The 15,730-nt window shown below is 68.3% G+C and carries 14 protein-coding genes; 6 read left to right on the top strand and 8 right to left on the bottom strand.

Annotated features, from left to right (window positions below):
* Positions 1-372 precede the first annotated feature (372 nt).
* On the top strand, positions 373-1,479 hold the full coding sequence (gene mtnA, locus V7Q42_RS12260) for an S-methyl-5-thioribose-1-phosphate isomerase (protein WP_333824367.1): 1,107 nt from the start codon (positions 373-375) through the stop codon (positions 1,477-1,479).
* A 196-nt stretch (positions 1,480-1,675) separates the two neighbouring features.
* Here the strand turns inward: mtnA and galE are convergent, their stop codons facing one another.
* The 5 genes from galE to V7Q42_RS12235 form a co-directional block, all read right to left on the bottom strand.
* The gene (gene galE, locus V7Q42_RS12255; RefSeq protein WP_333824366.1) at positions 1,676-2,665 is read right to left on the bottom strand and encodes a UDP-glucose 4-epimerase GalE; all 990 of its coding nucleotides are present in this window, start codon (positions 2,663-2,665) and stop codon (positions 1,676-1,678) included.
* Between the two features lie 193 nt (positions 2,666-2,858).
* Positions 2,859-3,047 carry a hypothetical protein gene (locus tag V7Q42_RS12250; RefSeq protein WP_333824365.1) on the bottom strand — a complete coding sequence of 63 codons (189 nt, stop codon included), beginning with the start codon at positions 3,045-3,047 and terminating at the stop codon, positions 2,859-2,861.
* A 339-nt stretch (positions 3,048-3,386) separates the two neighbouring features.
* On the bottom strand, positions 3,387-4,070 hold the full coding sequence (locus V7Q42_RS12245; RefSeq protein WP_333824364.1) for a cyclase family protein: 684 nt from the start codon (positions 4,068-4,070) through the stop codon (positions 3,387-3,389).
* A gap of 22 nt (positions 4,071-4,092) precedes the next feature.
* Positions 4,093-4,287 carry a type II toxin-antitoxin system HicA family toxin gene (locus V7Q42_RS12240; protein WP_333824363.1) on the bottom strand — a complete coding sequence of 65 codons (195 nt, stop codon included), beginning with the start codon at positions 4,285-4,287 and terminating at the stop codon, positions 4,093-4,095.
* On the bottom strand, positions 4,284-4,598 hold the full coding sequence (locus V7Q42_RS12235; RefSeq protein ID WP_333824362.1) for a DUF1902 domain-containing protein: 315 nt from the start codon (positions 4,596-4,598) through the stop codon (positions 4,284-4,286). The genes V7Q42_RS12240 and V7Q42_RS12235 overlap by 4 nt, the downstream gene beginning before the upstream one ends.
* A 19-nt stretch (positions 4,599-4,617) precedes the next feature.
* On the opposite strand from V7Q42_RS12235, the gene V7Q42_RS12230 reads away from it, so the two are divergent.
* Both V7Q42_RS12230 and V7Q42_RS12225 read left to right on the top strand, forming a co-directional pair.
* Positions 4,618-6,522, top strand: a complete 1,905-nt coding sequence (locus tag V7Q42_RS12230) for an ABC-F family ATP-binding cassette domain-containing protein (protein WP_333824361.1) — start codon at positions 4,618-4,620, stop codon at positions 6,520-6,522.
* A gap of 329 nt (positions 6,523-6,851) precedes the next feature.
* Positions 6,852-7,847, top strand: coding sequence for an SLAC1 anion channel family protein (locus V7Q42_RS12225; protein WP_333824360.1), 996 nt, complete (start codon positions 6,852-6,854; stop codon positions 7,845-7,847).
* Positions 7,848-7,932: 85 nt separating this feature from the next.
* Here V7Q42_RS12225 and V7Q42_RS12220 read toward each other — a convergent pair whose 3' ends face one another.
* The 3 genes from V7Q42_RS12220 to V7Q42_RS12210 form a co-directional block, all read right to left on the bottom strand.
* Complete coding sequence (locus tag V7Q42_RS12220; RefSeq protein WP_333824359.1) at positions 7,933-8,079, bottom strand: DUF6803 family protein; 147 nt, start codon at positions 8,077-8,079, stop codon at positions 7,933-7,935.
* Positions 8,080-8,155: 76 nt separating this feature from the next.
* Positions 8,156-8,617, bottom strand: a complete 462-nt coding sequence (locus V7Q42_RS12215) for a DNA polymerase III subunit chi (RefSeq protein ID WP_333824358.1) — start codon at positions 8,615-8,617, stop codon at positions 8,156-8,158.
* Between the two features lie 334 nt (positions 8,618-8,951).
* The gene (locus tag V7Q42_RS12210) at positions 8,952-10,451 is read right to left on the bottom strand and encodes a leucyl aminopeptidase (RefSeq protein WP_333824357.1); all 1,500 of its coding nucleotides are present in this window, start codon (positions 10,449-10,451) and stop codon (positions 8,952-8,954) included.
* 316 nt (positions 10,452-10,767) lie between these two features.
* Here V7Q42_RS12210 and lptF point away from each other — a divergent pair, with 316 nt between their 5' ends.
* Genes lptF through V7Q42_RS12195 form a run of 3 tightly spaced genes read left to right on the top strand, consistent with a single transcriptional unit; the run spans position 10,768 to position 15,727 of the window.
* A complete protein-coding gene (gene lptF / locus V7Q42_RS12205) occupies positions 10,768-11,979 on the top strand; it encodes an LPS export ABC transporter permease LptF (protein ID WP_333824356.1) in 1,212 nt (403 codons plus the stop codon).
* A complete protein-coding gene (gene lptG / locus V7Q42_RS12200) occupies positions 11,976-13,067 on the top strand; it encodes an LPS export ABC transporter permease LptG (protein ID WP_333824355.1) in 1,092 nt (363 codons plus the stop codon). The genes lptF and lptG overlap by 4 nt, the downstream gene beginning before the upstream one ends.
* 2 nt (positions 13,068-13,069) lie before the next feature.
* Positions 13,070-15,727 carry an LPS-assembly protein LptD gene (locus tag V7Q42_RS12195; RefSeq protein ID WP_333824354.1) on the top strand — a complete coding sequence of 886 codons (2,658 nt, stop codon included), beginning with the start codon at positions 13,070-13,072 and terminating at the stop codon, positions 15,725-15,727.
* The last annotated feature ends 3 nt before the right edge of the window (positions 15,728-15,730 follow it).

Raw genomic sequence — 15,730 nt, 5'->3', positions numbered from 1 at the left:
TCGGGCGATGTGGCGAGCACCATCGTTGGCTCGAACAGTAATCGCATCGCGGGCATTGGGAAGCGCCAAGCGCCGCCGCCGAGCTCGGACGAGCGGCTTTGAAAGTCCCCTGTTGCACTGTCGTCACAGTTTTTCGGTCGCCGAAATTCGAACTGGACGAATTCGACGCATGTGGTGAGAAAACAGGCGGTTTTCCGCCTCGAAATGCGTCGGCGATCTGCCCCTTCCGAATGGCCGAATCCCCTCTCGAACTCGACAGGCGCGCCTCGGCGTGAAAGGAATCGCGGTCGGGCGGCGGCGACCGTCACCCACCGTCACGGGCAGAGAATACCCGCATGGCGTGTAGCGGAGAGAAGACGAAGGGGAAACGCGATGACGCAGGAGAGAGTCAGGCCGATCCGTCGCGGCGCCGACGGCGGCGTCGAGATCATCGATCAGACCCTGCTTCCGCACGTCTTCGCGATGCGCCGGCTGGAAAGCCTCGAGGATGCGGCGGAGGCGATCGAAGCGATGCGGGTGCGCGGCGCGCCGCTGATCGGCGCGACCGCCGCCTACGGCATGGCGCTGGCCCTGGTCGCCGACGCCTCGGATGCCGGGCTCGACGCCGCCCGGACGCGGCTCGCGCGCACGCGGCCGACGGCGATCAATCTGATCTGGGCACTCGACGAGATGAGGTCCCTGCTGGCGCCGCTCGGCCCCGCCGATCGCCTCGCGGCCGCCTTCACACGAGCCGACGAGATCGCCGAGGAGGACGTGGCGATCTGCGCGGCGATCGGCCGGCACGGGCTCGAGATCTTCCGCGACATCCTCTCCGACAAGCCGGCGGGGGCGCGGCTCAACGTGCTCACCCACTGCAACGCCGGACGCCTCGCCACCGTCGACTGGGGCACGGCGACGGCGCCGATCTACATGGCGCACGAGGCGGGACTGCCGATCCACGTGTGGGTCGACGAGACACGGCCGCGCAATCAGGGCGCCTCGCTCACCGCCTGGGAACTCGCCGAACGCGGCGTGCCGCACACCGTCATCCCCGACAACACCGGCGGCCATCTGATGCAACATGGGCTGGTCGACGTGGTGATCGTCGGCACCGACCGCACCACCGCGAACGGCGACGTCTGCAACAAGATCGGCACCTATCTGAAGGCGCTCGCCGCCCACGACAACGGCGTGCCGTTCTACGTCGCCCTGCCCTCGCCGACCATCGACTTCCGGGTCGGAGACGGCGTCGCCGAGATCCCTATCGAGCAGAGGGGAGCCGAAGAGGTCAGCCACATGGCGGGGATGACCGCCGACGGGCGGGTGGAGACGGTGCGAATCGTCCCGGAGGGGGCGCGGGTGGCGAATTACGCCTTCGACGTCACGCCGGCGCGGCTGGTCACCGGGCTCGTCACCGAACGCGGTGTCGTCGCGGCGAATCGCGACGCTCTCGCCACCGCTTTTCCCGAAGCGGCGCGCGCGGCGGGTCGGATCGGCTGAGCGGCGAGCCGACGCGCCCTGCGTACGGCGCGTTTCATACTGGGCTCATGAAATTCGGACTCGTCCGAGTTTCATGAGCGTCGCGGCCTGGCCGGCCGACGCCCGTTCGGGCTTGCCTTCGCCGACGATGTTTCGAAAAGGTCGAAACGTCGTCGGCTCGGTTTCAGATGTGGCCGCGCCGCGCGCGCGGCGCGGCTCAGAGACGGTTGCGGCGCATCAGGACCTCTTCCCAGGCCAGCGCGTGGCCGACGATGGTGTCGAGGTCGGCGTGAGCCGGATGCCAGTCGAGGTGGGCGTGGATCTTGTCGACGCGGGCGACGATCGCCTCGGCGTCGCCGGCGCGGCGCGGGCCGTAGGTGACGGGCAGCGGCTTGCCACCGACCCGTTCCACCGCCTTCAGCACCTCGAGCACCGAGAAGCCGCGGCCGTAGCCGCAGTTGGCGACGAGGCTGGTCTTCTGCGAACGCAGGTATTCGAGCGCCAGGACATGGGCCTCGGCGAGGTCGGTGACGTGGATGTAGTCGCGCACACCGGTGCCGTCGGGGGTGGCGTAGTCGGTGCCGAAGACCTCGATCGAAGGCCGGCGGCCGAGCAGCGCTTCGCAGGCGACCTTGATCAGGTGGGTGGCGCCCTTGGTCGACTGGCCGGTGCGCCCCTTGGGATCGGCGCCGGCGACGTTGAAGTAGCGCAGCGCCGCATAGCGGAAGTCGTGCGCCGCCGCGGTATCGCGCAGCATGATCTCGGTCATCAGCTTCGACGAGCCGTAGGGCGAGACCGGCAGCAGCGGCACGTCCTCGGGGACGGGAATGATCTCGGGGTTGCCGTAGACCGCGGCGGTCGAGGAGAAGACGAAGTTCTTCACACCGTTGCGGACGGCGGCGGCCATCAGTTCCCGCGATTTGACGGTGTTGTTCCAATAGTACTTCAGCGGGTCGGTGACGCTCTCCGGCACGATGATCGAGCCGGCGAAATGGACGATGGCGTCGATGTCGCCGCGCGTCAGCAGCGTGTCGAGCAGGGTGCGGTCGGCGATGTCGCCACGTACCAGCTCGGCCGCTTCCGGGATCGCCCAATCGAAGCCGGTGGAGAGATCGTCGAGCACCACGACCTTCTCGCCCCGATCGACGAGCGCCCAGACCAGATGGCTGCCGATGTAACCGCAGCCGCCCGTCACCAGTACCGTCATGCTTCCTCTCCACACTTCGCGAATTCGGCGTCGATCCTAGCGGGGAGTGGTGACCGGGCCGTCAACGTGGAAGGCGGCGAGCCCGAAAAAATCGAACCGCCGAGGGCTCCCCCGGCGGTCGCGGATCTTCGGACGTCGTGGATGCGGTGGCGGCGTCCGCGCCGATCGGCGCGGCTCGAGCACGCCGACGCGATCAGCGCAGCTTCAGCATGCCTGTGGCAGGACGGATCGAGCCGGTCGTCTCGACCTGGAAGCGCGACGCGTCGACGCCGGCGCGGGCCGGATCGGCGGAGGCGCGGGCATGATCGATCGGGCGGACGAGCACGGCGGCGCCGAGGACGAGGCCGAGGGCGAGAATGCGGGTGTCGATGGTCCGTCTCATGGGTCGGCGTCCTCGGCTCGAGCAACGGGCGAACGCGCCACGCGGAAAGGGCGACCGGCGGCGGCGGTACTGGGCGGTATCTGGTGGACCGAGGGGAGCGGGAACCCGCCCTCGACGCGTCCGATGTCGCCCGAAGACCGTTTACGAGAGGTTAATCCGAAGGTCGTCCACAGCCCTCGTATCGATTCGTACCACCGCCCCGCCGCGACATGGTTAACGGCGGCGGGTCGGCGCTCCTCCGGACGTGGTGAAACGGCAAGATCCGGGGCGGAAATCGGGCGACGCCGGGGCGTCACCGGGGCCGCCGGTCGGCCTTCCCGGTGGCTCCCACGGCGGACCTCACAGAAGCGCCAGGAGGCGGCAGGGACCACCGGTCGCGCCGGCGATCTTCGGGGCGCCGACGACGATCGTCGCGCCGCGCGCCGGCACCTGCTCGAGGTTGGCGACGCATTCGAGGCCGTAGCGGCCGGAGGGCAGCCAGAAGCGATGCACCGGCAGGTCGGGCGAGGCGCCGGGGTCGAGCGACAGGGTGTCGACGGCGAGCGCCTTCGCGTCGCGCACCTCGGCGAGGACGCGGGCGGCGGCGAGCGAGAAGCCGGGGAAGTGCATGACGCCGCTCGCATCGGCATTGCGGAAGCCCGCGTCGGCGACGCGCGCACCCCAACCGGAGAGCATGGCGACGCAGGCGCCGGGCGGAATCACGCCGTGGGCCGATTCGTGGACGGCGATGTCGGCGAGATCGAGGGCGTGATCGGGATCGCGCGCCGCGCGGGCACGGACGTCGATCACCACGAGCGGCAGGATGAGGTCCTCGTCGGGGATCGAGGCGGCGTCGAGGCCCAGCGGATCGTAGTGGCGCGGGGCGTCGAGATGGGTGCCGATGTGCTCGTCGAGATGCCAGATATGGAGGCGATAGCCGTCGGTCGCGACCTCGGCACGGCGTTCGAGCGCGAGGCCGGGCACGCCGTCCCAGGTCGGGAAGGCGGGGGACAAGGGGTGAGTGAGGTCGACGACGCGCGGCATGGGGATCTCGGTGCCCGTCTGTTCAGAATGCCTTCGGCAGACCCGCCTGCTTCAGAACCGCATTGGCGGTGTGACGGGACTTCACCGAGCGGTCGACGGTGAATGGCCGCGCCGACTTCGGGCTGCGCCAGATCTCGTGATCTCCCCTGCCCTGACGGACCTTCTCGCACCCGCCATCCAACAAGAGCCGAATCAGATCCGGATAGAAATCGGTCATGCGGCACGCGGCGTGACGCGAGCCGATGCATGAGCGACGATCTCGATCAGGATTTCGCCTTGAGGCGGTTCGTCCTCGAGGAGATCGCCGATCATCGTCGGGATCTTGGCGGTCAGGTCTTCGAAAGTACCGGCCTCGGTGGCGAGTCCCACGTCGTCGCTCGTGGCGACCCAGACCTTCGCCTCGCCATCCCAATCGGCCCTCACCAGGATCATGCGTGCCATCGCCGTCGCCCTCTCGTTCTCGCCCTCGATGATGCACGCGAACGCGTCGGATTTCCATGCGCCACTCCCGTCGACGTCCCGGCCCATCTCGGCTAGAGAAGCCCCCATGCTCGTCGTCACCGATCTCACCTTCCGCATCGCCGGCCGCACCCTCCTCGAGGGGGCGTCGGTGGTGATTCCGACCGGGGCCAAGGCCGGGTTCGTCGGCAAGAACGGGACGGGCAAGACCACGCTCTTCAAGATCGTCACCGGCGAATGGGCGGCGGAGAGCGGGTCGATCCAATTGCCCAAGGCGGCGAAGATCGGTCAGGTGGCGCAGGAGGCGCCGGGGTCGGCGATCACGCTCCTCGACTTCGTCCTCGCCGCCGACAAGGAACGCGCGAGCCTTCTCGCCGAAGCAGAGACCGCCACCGACGCGGCGCGCATCGCCGAGATTCACACTCGCCTTGCCGACATCCACGCCCATTCGGCCGAGGCGCGGGCGGCGACCATCCTCTCCGGCCTCGGTTTCGATCACGTGGCGCAGGCGCGGCCGTGTTCGGACTTCTCCGGCGGCTGGCGGATGCGGGTGGCGCTCGCGGCCGTCCTCTTCTCCGAACCGGACCTGCTGCTCCTCGACGAGCCGACCAACTACCTCGACCTCGAAGGGACGTTGTGGCTGCAGGACTACATCCGCCGCTATCCGCACACCGTCGTCGTCATTTCGCATGATCGCGACCTGCTCGACACCGCCGTCGACATGATCGTCCATCTCGATCAGACGAAGCTCGTCGCCTATCGCGGCGGCTATTCCTCCTTCGAGCGGCAGCGCCACGAGAAGATGCTGCTCACCCAGAAGATGCGGGAGAAGCAGGAGGCGCAGCGCGCCCACATGCAGGCCTTCATCGATCGCTTCAAGGCCAAGGCGACCAAGGCGCGGCAGGCGCAGAGCCGCATGAAGGCGCTGGCCAAGCTCCAGCCGATCGCGGCGATCGTGCAGGAGGACTCGCTGCCGATCGCCTTCCCGCAGCCGGTGGCGAAACTGTCGCCGCCGATCCTGGCGCTCGACGACGTCGCCGTCGGTTACGAGCCGGGCAAGCCGATCCTGAGGAAGGTCAGGCTGCGCATCGACGAGGACGATCGCATCGCGCTGCTCGGTTCCAACGGCAACGGCAAGTCGACCTTCGCCAAGCTGATCGCCGAGAAGCTCGAGGCGGCGTCCGGCACGGTGGCGCGGGCGGGCAAACTGTCGATCGCCTATTTTGCCCAGCACCAACTCGACGAGCTCCGGCCCGCCGAGAGCCCGTTCGAGCACGTGGCGCGGCTGATGGTCGACGCGCCGGAGGCGAAGGTGCGCTCGCGCGTCGCCCAGATGGGCCTGCCGACCAGCCGCATGGACACGAAGGCCGCGGACCTCTCGGGCGGCGAGAAGGCGCGGCTGTTGCTCGGCATCGCCACCTTCCACGGCCCCAACCTGATGATTCTCGACGAGCCGACCAACCATCTCGACATCGACAGCCGCGAGGCGCTGGTCCAGGCACTCAACGACTATACCGGCGCGGTGATCGTCATCAGCCACGACCGCCATCTGGTCGAGGCGACCGCCGATCGGCTGCTGGTCGTCGCCGACGGCACGGTGAAGGAGTTCGAGGGCGATCTCGACGACTATCGCCGGCTGGTGATCGAGGGCGGGACGTCCGCGAAGAGCGACAAGCGCGACGACGACGGCGAGGCCGGACGGGTCTCGGCGCTCGACCGGCGGCGCGCGGCTGCGGCGTTGCGTGAACAGCTGGCGCCGCTCAGGAAGAAGATCAAGGACGCCGAGAGCCGAATCGACAAGCTGCAGAAGGAGATCGCCAAGCTCGACGGCGACCTCGCCGATCCCGATCTCTTCACCCACGATTCGGCCAAGGGCACCCGGCTGATGAAGGCGCGCTCGGACGCCGAGAAGGCGCTCGCCGAGACGGAAGAGACGTGGCTCGAGCTCTCCGCCGAGCACGAGGAAGCCGAACGCGCCGCGCTCGACGTCTGATACTGGGCACACGAATTCCGGACTCGTCCGAAATTCGTGTGCGTTGCGGCCCGACCGGCCGACGCGCGTTCGCGCTTGCCTTCGCTCACGATGTTTCGAACGAGTCGAAACGTCGTGAGTTCGGTGGGAGCCGCGAGAGACGCGGCAAGGTGCGGCATCCCGTCCCGCCCACGCGATCGTGAGGGCGAGGCCGTTTGCCCCCGCACGGTCCAGTCGCTATCACCGTCCATATATTCGAAGGCTCGAATATATCTGCCCTGCACTCGATCGACTTGCGGTCGGGTTCGCAGCGGAAGACGATGCGGGCCGATCCCAGGGGACCCTCGACCATGTCCAACACCACTCCCGCCGCCGCCGGCGGCCCGACGCACGCCGGACCGGGCGGGCTCGCTCACCTGCCGCTGCCGCTCTTCGCCGCGCCGATGGGCATCGGCGGCCTCGGTCTCGCCTGGCGCGAGGCCGGTCATGCGCTCGGCGCGCCGAAGATCGTCGGCGAAGGGCTGCTCGGGCTCGCCGCCGCGGTGTGGCTGCTGATCCTGGCGCTGCACGTCGTCCGCGCCATGCGCCATCCGGAGGCGCTCGCCGGCGACCTCAAGCATCCGATCCGCTCGGCCTTCGTCGGCGCGATCACCATCGGCCTGATGATCGTCGCCGGCGGCCTGATCCCCTACGCCCGCGGCCTCGCTTCGGGTGTGTGGATCGTCGCCGTGGTGGTTCATCTGGCGATCGGCATCTGGACGGTGCGCGGTCTCCTCACCGCGCCGCGCGAGGCGGCGACGCTGACGCCGCCGCTCCTCATCCCGATGGTCGGCAACATCCTCGCCCCGGTGATCGGCGCCAAGCTCGGTTATCACGACCTCTCCTGGGGCCTGTTCGGCCTCGGCGCGCTCCTGTGGGTGCTGATCCAGCCGTCGATCATCAACCGCATCGCCACCGGTCCGACCATGCCGGACAAGTTGAAGCCGACGCTGGTGATCCTGCTGGCACCGCCGGCGGTGGGCTCGATCGCGCTCGCCAACCTCAGCGGCGGGTTCGGACCGGGACCTTCGGCGATCTACGGCCTCGCCGCCTTCGTCGCGGCGGTGCTCCTCACCATCACGCCGATCTTCCGGCGCATCCCCTTCGCCATGTCGTGGTGGGGCTACACCTTCCCCTCGGCCGCCTTCTCGGTGGCGACCTCGGCCTTCACGCTCGCCCATCCCTCGGCGGCGATGATCGTGGCGAGCTGGACGGTGTTGGCGCTCGCCAGCGCGATCATCACCTTGGTCGCGATCGCGACTCTCAAGGCGGCGGCCGGCGGACACCTGCTGGTGCCGGAGGGCTGATCGCCCCGTTCGAGCGAGAACCATCGAAAGCCAGAGAGCCGGCCACGAGGCCGGCTCTCGCCGTTTCGGGGCGCGCGGGTTCGGGTCAGTGCCCCATATGGCCGCCCGCCGGAGCAGATCCGGACATCAGGAGGGTCGGATCCATCATGCCGAAGATCATGGCGATGTGGGCGACCACCAGGAAGACACCGACCACCAGCATCACGAAGAGGGCGAGGAGCATGCGCAGCATGTGGTCCACCGGCGACGGCGAGCGCCGAAACGACGATCCTAGAACTGTGCGAGCGGAATGCGAAGACGGGGCGCGATCACGCCCTCTTCACCCAGCGGCCGCGCTCGTCCTGGACCCAGTAGGTGGCGTCGTGGCCGGCGGCCTTGACCGTCTTCCAGTTCGCACGCGCTTCGATCACCGCCTCGTCGTCGTTGCCGTCGAAGACGAAGACGGCGCGGGTGAGGCCGGCGAGATCGGGGGCGACGGCGCGGTCGACGAGGAAGCGGACGGTGAAGGGCGGATCGACCGGGCCGGGCTCGGCCGGGTCGGCGGTGAGTAGGATGGCGAGCTCGCCGGGGTCGGCGTCGCGGCTCGTGCCGTGGGGCAGGAAGCTCTCCTCGGAGAAGGTCCACAGATGGGCGTCGAGCGCGTCACGGCGCTCGATCGAGCCGGTCTGCACCACCGTCTTCCAGCCGCGCTCGACGCATTTCTGCAGGAGCTCGGGCAGCGCCTGCTCGAGGGTGCGGGTCTGGAGGTGGTAGAAGAGGACTTCGGTCATGACGGGGTCCTCGGCATAGCTGCGAGTATCTCATCTTCTCGCGAGACGTTCACATGGTCACGAGTGCGTCCGAAAGACCACCGATGCCCCCCTGTTCGAGCACGAACACGAGGTGGGTCATCCCCGACCGAGGCGAAGCCGAGAGGAAGGGAATCCATCGGCGCCTCGACGTGGCGAAAGGCCGGTGGGTCCCCTTCCCTCGCTCCGCGCGCCGGGGACGACCGAGGAGTGAACGACGAGAGAATCGACCTGCTCCAGCCCTGGACCATGCCCGCTGCCTCCGGTCCCCCTCCCCTGCTCGGGGAGAGGGAAAAGGACTTTCGCGGACCGGCCCTCACTTCGTCTCGTAGTGATCCGCCACCAGACGATCGAGGAGGCGGACGCCCCAGCCCGACGTCCAACCCTTGTTGAGTTCGGTCGCCGGCGAGCCCATCGCCGTGCCGGCGATGTCGAGATGGGCCCAGGGCACGTCGCCGACGAAACGCTTGAGGAACTGCGCCGCGGTGATCGAGCCGGCGTCGCGACCGCCGGTGTTCTTCATGTCGGCCCAGGTGCTGTCGATCAGCTTGTCGTACTCGGGAGCGAGCGGCAGGCGCCACACCGTCTCGCCGGTGGCGAGGCCGGCGGCGGTGATGCGGTTCGCCAGCGTGTCGTCGTTGGCGAAGAGGCCGCCGTTGATCTTGCCGAGGGCGACGAGGATGGCGCCGGTCAGCGTCGCCAGATCGACGATGAAGGCCGGCTTGATCTCCTCCTTGACGTGCCAGAGCACGTCGCAGAGCACGAGACGGCCCTCGGCGTCGGTGTTGATGATCTCGATGGTCTGGCCGGAGAGCGAGGTGACGATGTCGCCCGGGCGCTGGGCGCCGGCGTCGGGCATGTTCTCGACCAGGCCGATGGCACCGACGACGTTGACCTTGGCATGCCGAGCCGCCAGCGCGTGCATCAGGCCGGTGACCACCGCGGCGCCGCCCATGTCGCCCTTCATGTCCTCCATGCCGGCGCCGGGCTTGATCGAGATGCCGCCCGAATCGAAGACCACGCCCTTGCCGACGAAGGCAACCGGGGCCTCGCCCTTCTCGCCGCCGTTCCAGCGCATGAAGACGACGCGCGGCGGGCGCTTCGAGCCCTGGGCGACGCCGAGGAGGGCATTCCAGCCGGCCTTCTTCAGCTCCTTCTCGCCGAGGATCTCGATCTCGACGCCGAGCTTCTCCAGCTTGGCGGCCTTCTTGGCGAATTCCTCGGTGCCGAGCACGTTGGCCGGCTCGCAGATGAGGTCGCGGGTGAGGGTGGCGCCGTCGGCGACCGCTTCACGCGGCGCCCAAGCCTTCTTGGCGGTGGCGGGATTTTCCACCGCGAGGGTGAGCTTCAGCGGCTTCGGCTCGTCCTCGTCCTTCTTCTTCGACTTGTAGGCGTCGAAGCTCCAGCCGCGCAGGCGCACGCCGAGACCGATCTCGGCGGCCTGATCGGCGGTGATCGCGGTGCCGTCGGCGCGTTCGACGAAGAGGGTGGCGTTCGTCGCCTTGACCTCGATGAGCTTGGCGGTGACCGCCCCGCCGAGGCGCGCCCAGTCCTTCTCGGCCAGATCGGCCGGCTTTCCGAGGCCGACGACGATCACCCGATCGAGCTCCGTGCCGGCGGGGGCGACGACGTCGAGGGTGGCGAACTGCTTGCCCTTGAAGGCGGCCTTCTGAACGGCGCGGGCGATCACTCCGCCGGCCTTCGCGTCGAAGGCGGCCGCGGCCGGCGCCAGCGCCAGATCCTCGGCGACGAGGACGACGAGGACACCGGTGTCGGGGGCGGCGAGCTTGGAGAAGGAGACGGCGGGCTGCGGCATCGAGGGGAACTCCGGAGGGACGAAGGGCGTGCGACACGCGGAAGAAGTCGGGGCGAATGTGGAGCGCCGCGACGCGAACGGCAAGCGCCGAGGCGCATCGAGGTCCGTGTCCGCGCGGCATCAACCTTTCGTCAACCATGTTTCTTGGCGATCGATTAGGCATTCCGCGCTTGGATGAACGCCAGGGACATGGGATGACACGCGCCGATCGATCCGGCCCGCCGGAGGCCACGATCACGGCGTGATGACGCGCGAACATGGCGTCGACGACGGCGCCCGGCGCGCGTACCCCATGATGGAGGACCACGGAAGAGATATGCGGCTCATCGAGCGTTACATCTTCCGTCGTACGGCAGGCGCGTTCCTGCTCACCCTGATGGCGCTGGCCGGCGTCGTCTGGGTGACCCAGGCGCTGCGCCAGATGAACATCATCACCGCCAAGGGCGCCGCCCTCCTCGTCTTCTTCGAGATCACCGCGCTCGCCCTGCCCTTCCTGGTGATCGTCATCGCGCCCTTCGCGCTGCTCATCGCCGCCGTGCAGACGCTCAACGCCTTCAATGCGGAGAGCGAACTGGTCGTGCTCAACGCTTCGGGCGCGTCGCGCTTCGTCGTGCTGAAACCGCTGCTGGCGCTGGCGGGCGTGACCGCCCTGGTCATGCTCGTCCTCACTTCGTGGGGTTCGCCGACGGCGCTCAGGGCGCTCCGCAACGAACTGACCAAGGTCAACGTCGACCTCGTCGCCAACATCGTCCAGCCCGGACGCTTCGTCGACATCGAGGGCGGCCTCACCTTCCACATCCGCAATCGATCCGGCGACGGCTCGCTCGCCGGTCTCTTCGTCGAGGATCGCCGCGATCCCGATGTCGCCTTCGCCTACATCGCCGAGCGTGCCGCGATCGTCGAGATGTTCGGCAAGACGCTGCTGGTGATGCGCGACGGCGTCATCCACCGGCGCACCAACAAGGACGGCAACCTGTCGCTGGTCGACTTCGAATCCTACGCGTTCGACCTCTCGGGCCTGACGCCGACCAACGTGGCGCCGACCTATCGGCCGTCGGAACGCTCGACGGCGGAACTGTGGCAGGCGTCGAGCGATGCGGGGCAGAACGATCCGCAGGCGCAGCGCGCCGCCGGGCGTCTGCGCGCCGAACTGCACGACCGGTTGTCGCAACCGCTGCTGCCGCTCGCCTTCGCGCTCGTCGCATTCCTGGCGCTGGGCGACGCTCGCACCACCCGTCAGGGGCGCGGCTTCGCCATTCTGACCACCATCGTCGTCTCCGGGGCCTTGCGTGGCGCCCACTTCGCCGCGTCGAGCGCGGCGGCGACCTCGTCGCTCGCCGTCGTCGTGCTCTATGGCGTGCCGGGCGTCGCGATCGTCGCCGGTCTCGCTCTGGTGGCGGGGGACCGTACGCCGTCGCTGCCGGCGCCGGTCGACCGCTTCCTCGATCTCGTCGGCGACGGCGTCGGCTTCCTCGCGCGCCGCATCGGCGATCGCCTCGGCCTCGGCAACGGGGGAGAGACGGCATGATCGGATCGACGCTCGGCCTCTACTTCGGACGGCGGATCCTGATGGCGATCCTTTCGATCTTCGGCATCGCCTTCGCCATCGTCTTCATGTTCGACTTCCTCGACATGATCCGCGCCACCGTCGACCGGCCGAGTTTCCGCTGGGGGATCGCCTTCCAAGCGTCGTTCTTCCGCATCCCGACCTTCTCCGAACAGGTGCTGCCCTTCGCCACGCTGTTCGGGGCGATGACGGCGTTCCTGGCGCTGTCGCGCAAGCTCGAGCTGGTGGTGGCGCGCGCCGCCGGTATCTCGGTGTGGCAGTTCACCGCCCCGGCGCTGGCGGTGGCGGCCGGGCTCGGGCTGTTCGCGACACTCGTCTACAATCCCTTCGCCGCGGCGATGAAGGAGCGCTCCGACCGTATGGTGTCGGAGCTCGCCGGGCCCGAGAAGAAGACGATGCTCGACACCGCGCAGGCGGTGTGGCTGCGCCAGGACGGCGAGGACGGGGAATCGATCATCCGCGCCGGACGCGCCGTCGACCGCGGCCTGCATCTGACCGACGTCGACATCTACGCCTTCGACAAGGTCGGCAAGTTCCGCGAGCGGATCGAGGCGGAGAGCGCCGATTACGACGACGGCCAATGGCGGCTCTCCAAGGCGCGAGTCCATGCCTCGGGGCACGATCCACAGGTCTTCGACGTCTACCGACTGTCGACCCGATTGAAGCGCGAACAGGTCGGCGAGAGCCTCGCCCAGCCCGACACGCTGTCGTTCTGGGCGCTGCCGTCGTTCATCGAGACGGCGCGCAACGCCGGATTGCCGGCCTATCAATTCGAGCTTCAATATCAATTGCTTCTGGCACGACCGCTGCTCCTGGTGGCGATGGTGGCGATCGCGGCGACGGTTTCTCTCCGAGTGTTCCGCTTCGGCAACATCGGGCGGATGATTCTCGGTGGCGTCGCTGCGGGCTTCGTGCTTTATGTCGTCGGAGAGGTCGCGCGGGGTCTCGGGGGCGCGGGAATGGTCCCGCCAGCTCTGGCAGCTTGGTCGCCCGCCGTGGTCGCATCGTCGATGGGTTTCACCATTCTGCTGTATCTGGAGGACGGTTAGACATGCTCCGCGCCGTCCTCGATCGGCACGACCAGAGTTCACCGGGTTCGAACGGCCGCCTCGGCGCGCCGAACGGTGGCGGTCGTCCGTCGACGACCTCCACGAAGAAGCCTCTTTCGTCGAAATTCTCGGTGCTCGGCGCGTTCCGCGGCCGCTCGCTCGCCACCACGGCCCTGGCGCTGATAACGGCGGTGGCCCTCACCGCGCCGGCTCCCGCCGCGACGCAGGAGGTGAAGCCGGCGACGCAGAAGTCGAAGCCGGTGGCGCCGAAGGTGAAGCCGGCGATCCCGGCGGCGGTGAAGCCGCTCGAGACCAAGCCGACCACCCGCGACTCCCACATGGTGGTGGAGGCCGATCAGGTCGTCTACGACAACGACGCCGACACCGTCACGGCGCTCGGCCGGGTGCAGATCTACTACAAGGGCAACACGCTCACGGCGCGCAAGGTGATCTACCGGCGCGCCGCCAAGCGGGTGATCGCGGAAGGCGACGCCCGGCTCGTCGACAAGGACGGCAACGTCCTCACTTCGCCGAAGCTCGACGTCTCCGACGGCTTCGTCGACGGCTTCGTCGAATCCCTGCGCATCGACACCATCGACCGGTCGCGATTCGCCGCGGAGAGCGCGACGCGGTCGGACGGCGACGTCACCGTCTTCGAGAAGGGCGTCTACACCGCCTGCCAGACCTGCGTGAACGAGCCGACCCGGCCGCCGTTCTGGCAGATCAAGGCGGCGAAGATCATCCACAAGCAGAAAGAGAAGACCGTCTACTACGAGGACGCGCGCCTCGAGATGCTGGGTATGCCGATCGCCTGGGTGCCCTACTTCCAGCACCCGGATCCGTCGGAGACCCACAAGACCGGCTTCCTGATGCCGCGGGTGATCAACTCCGCCAAGCTCGGTCTCGGCGTGCAGGTGCCGTTCTTCTGGGCGCCGACCTCGGATTGGGATGCAACCTTCTCGCCGGTGGCGCTGTCGCGCCAGGGCGTGCTGCTCGACCTCGAGGTGCGCCATCGGTTCGAGTCCGGCATGGTGACCGCGCGGGCCCTCGGCATCGACCAGGTCGACCCGAGCGCCTTCAAGTTCACCAGCGGTGATCGCGAGCGCCGCGGCGCGCTCCTGACGACCGGCAAGTTCTCGATCAACGAGAACTGGAGCTGGGGCTGGGACGCGACGCTCGTCTCCGACCGTCGCTTCCTCACCGACTACCACCTCATTCCCTACAGCGCCGATCGCACGATCTCGACCGTGTTCCTCACCGGCCAGGGGCTGAGGAACTATTTCGACGCCCGGCTCTACCGCTTCTCGGTGTTCAACGACGATCTCGCCTACGACAAGTACGGCAACATGCTGCTGTTCGGCTCCGGCAACGATCTGCAGGACAAGCAGCCGGTGGTGCATCCGGTCGTCGACTACGATTTCGTCTCGGAACATCCGGTGGCCGGCGGCGAGGTCTCGGCACACCTCAACCTGACCAGCCTGACGCGCGACAAGACCGACATCGACACCTACGGGCGGGTGCTCGGCATCGCCGGTACGTTCACGCGCGTCTCCGGCATGGTCGGTTGGCGGCGCGAGATCATCGACGATCTCGGTCAGGTCGTGACGCCCTTCGCCTCGCTGCGCGGCGACGTCTTCTTCGACAAGTCGGCGGACCCGACCCTGGTCGGCTTCGTCAACAACGGAACGCTGGCGCGGATCACGCCGACCATCGGCCTCGAATACCGCTTCCCGTTCATCGCGCAGACGAGCTTCGGCGCCCACACGTTCTCGCCGATCGCCCAGTTGGTGATGCGGCCGAACGAGCAGTGGATGGGTAAGTTGCCGAACGAGGACGCACAGAGCGTCGTGTTCGACGACACCACCCTGTTCCGGCCCGACAAGTTCGCCGGCTGGGACCGTTCGGAAGGCGGCACACGCCTCAACGTCGGCGGCCAGTACACGTTCCACGGCCCCGCCGGCGGCTCGCTGTCGGCGCTGTTCGGCAGGTCCTACCTGCTCGCCGGGGCGAACTCCTTCGCCTATCCCGACTACACGACGCTCATGGCGCAGGCGGCGCTGGGACGGCCGGTGCCGCTCACCGCCTACGGATCGGGTCTCGAGACCAACGCCTCCGATTGGGTCGCGCGCGTCTCGCTCGACAGCGCCAACGGCTTCCGCATCGGCGCGCAGACGCGCTTCGACCAATCCGACTTCACGCTCAATCGCGCCGACATCCAGGCGACGGGCACCAGCGGTCCGCTCACCGCCGGCGTCGGCTGGGCCTATCTGAGGACGCCGCGCGAACTCTACGATCTGCTCACCGCCTACGATGCGGCCGGCGTGGCCGGCGCCGCGGCGATCCGCAACGCGCTGAAGGATGCCCGGTCGGAATTGCAGACCCACGCCAATCTGCGTCTGGCGACGAACTGGCGCCTCTACGGCGGTCTGCGTTACGACCTGAAGAGCAAGTTCATCTCGGGCAACAGCGTCGGCATCGGCTACGACAACGACAGCTTCTCGATCTCACTGTCCTACAGCGACGCGACCTACACCGCGGTCGACACCTCGACCCTGCCGGTGACGGTCGGTTCGGTGCACGATCAGACCTTCTATCTGCGCTTCGGCTTCCGCACGCTGGGCGACGGCCAGCTGTCCAACAGTCTGTCGACGACGAACTGAGCG

The sequence above is a fragment of the Pinisolibacter sp. genome (genome assembly GCF_036782435.1).
GTDB lineage: Bacteria > Pseudomonadota > Alphaproteobacteria > Rhizobiales > Ancalomicrobiaceae > CALBKH01.
The sequence above is the reverse complement of the archived record's forward strand: the minus strand, read 5'-3'. Positions and strand labels throughout refer to the sequence as shown.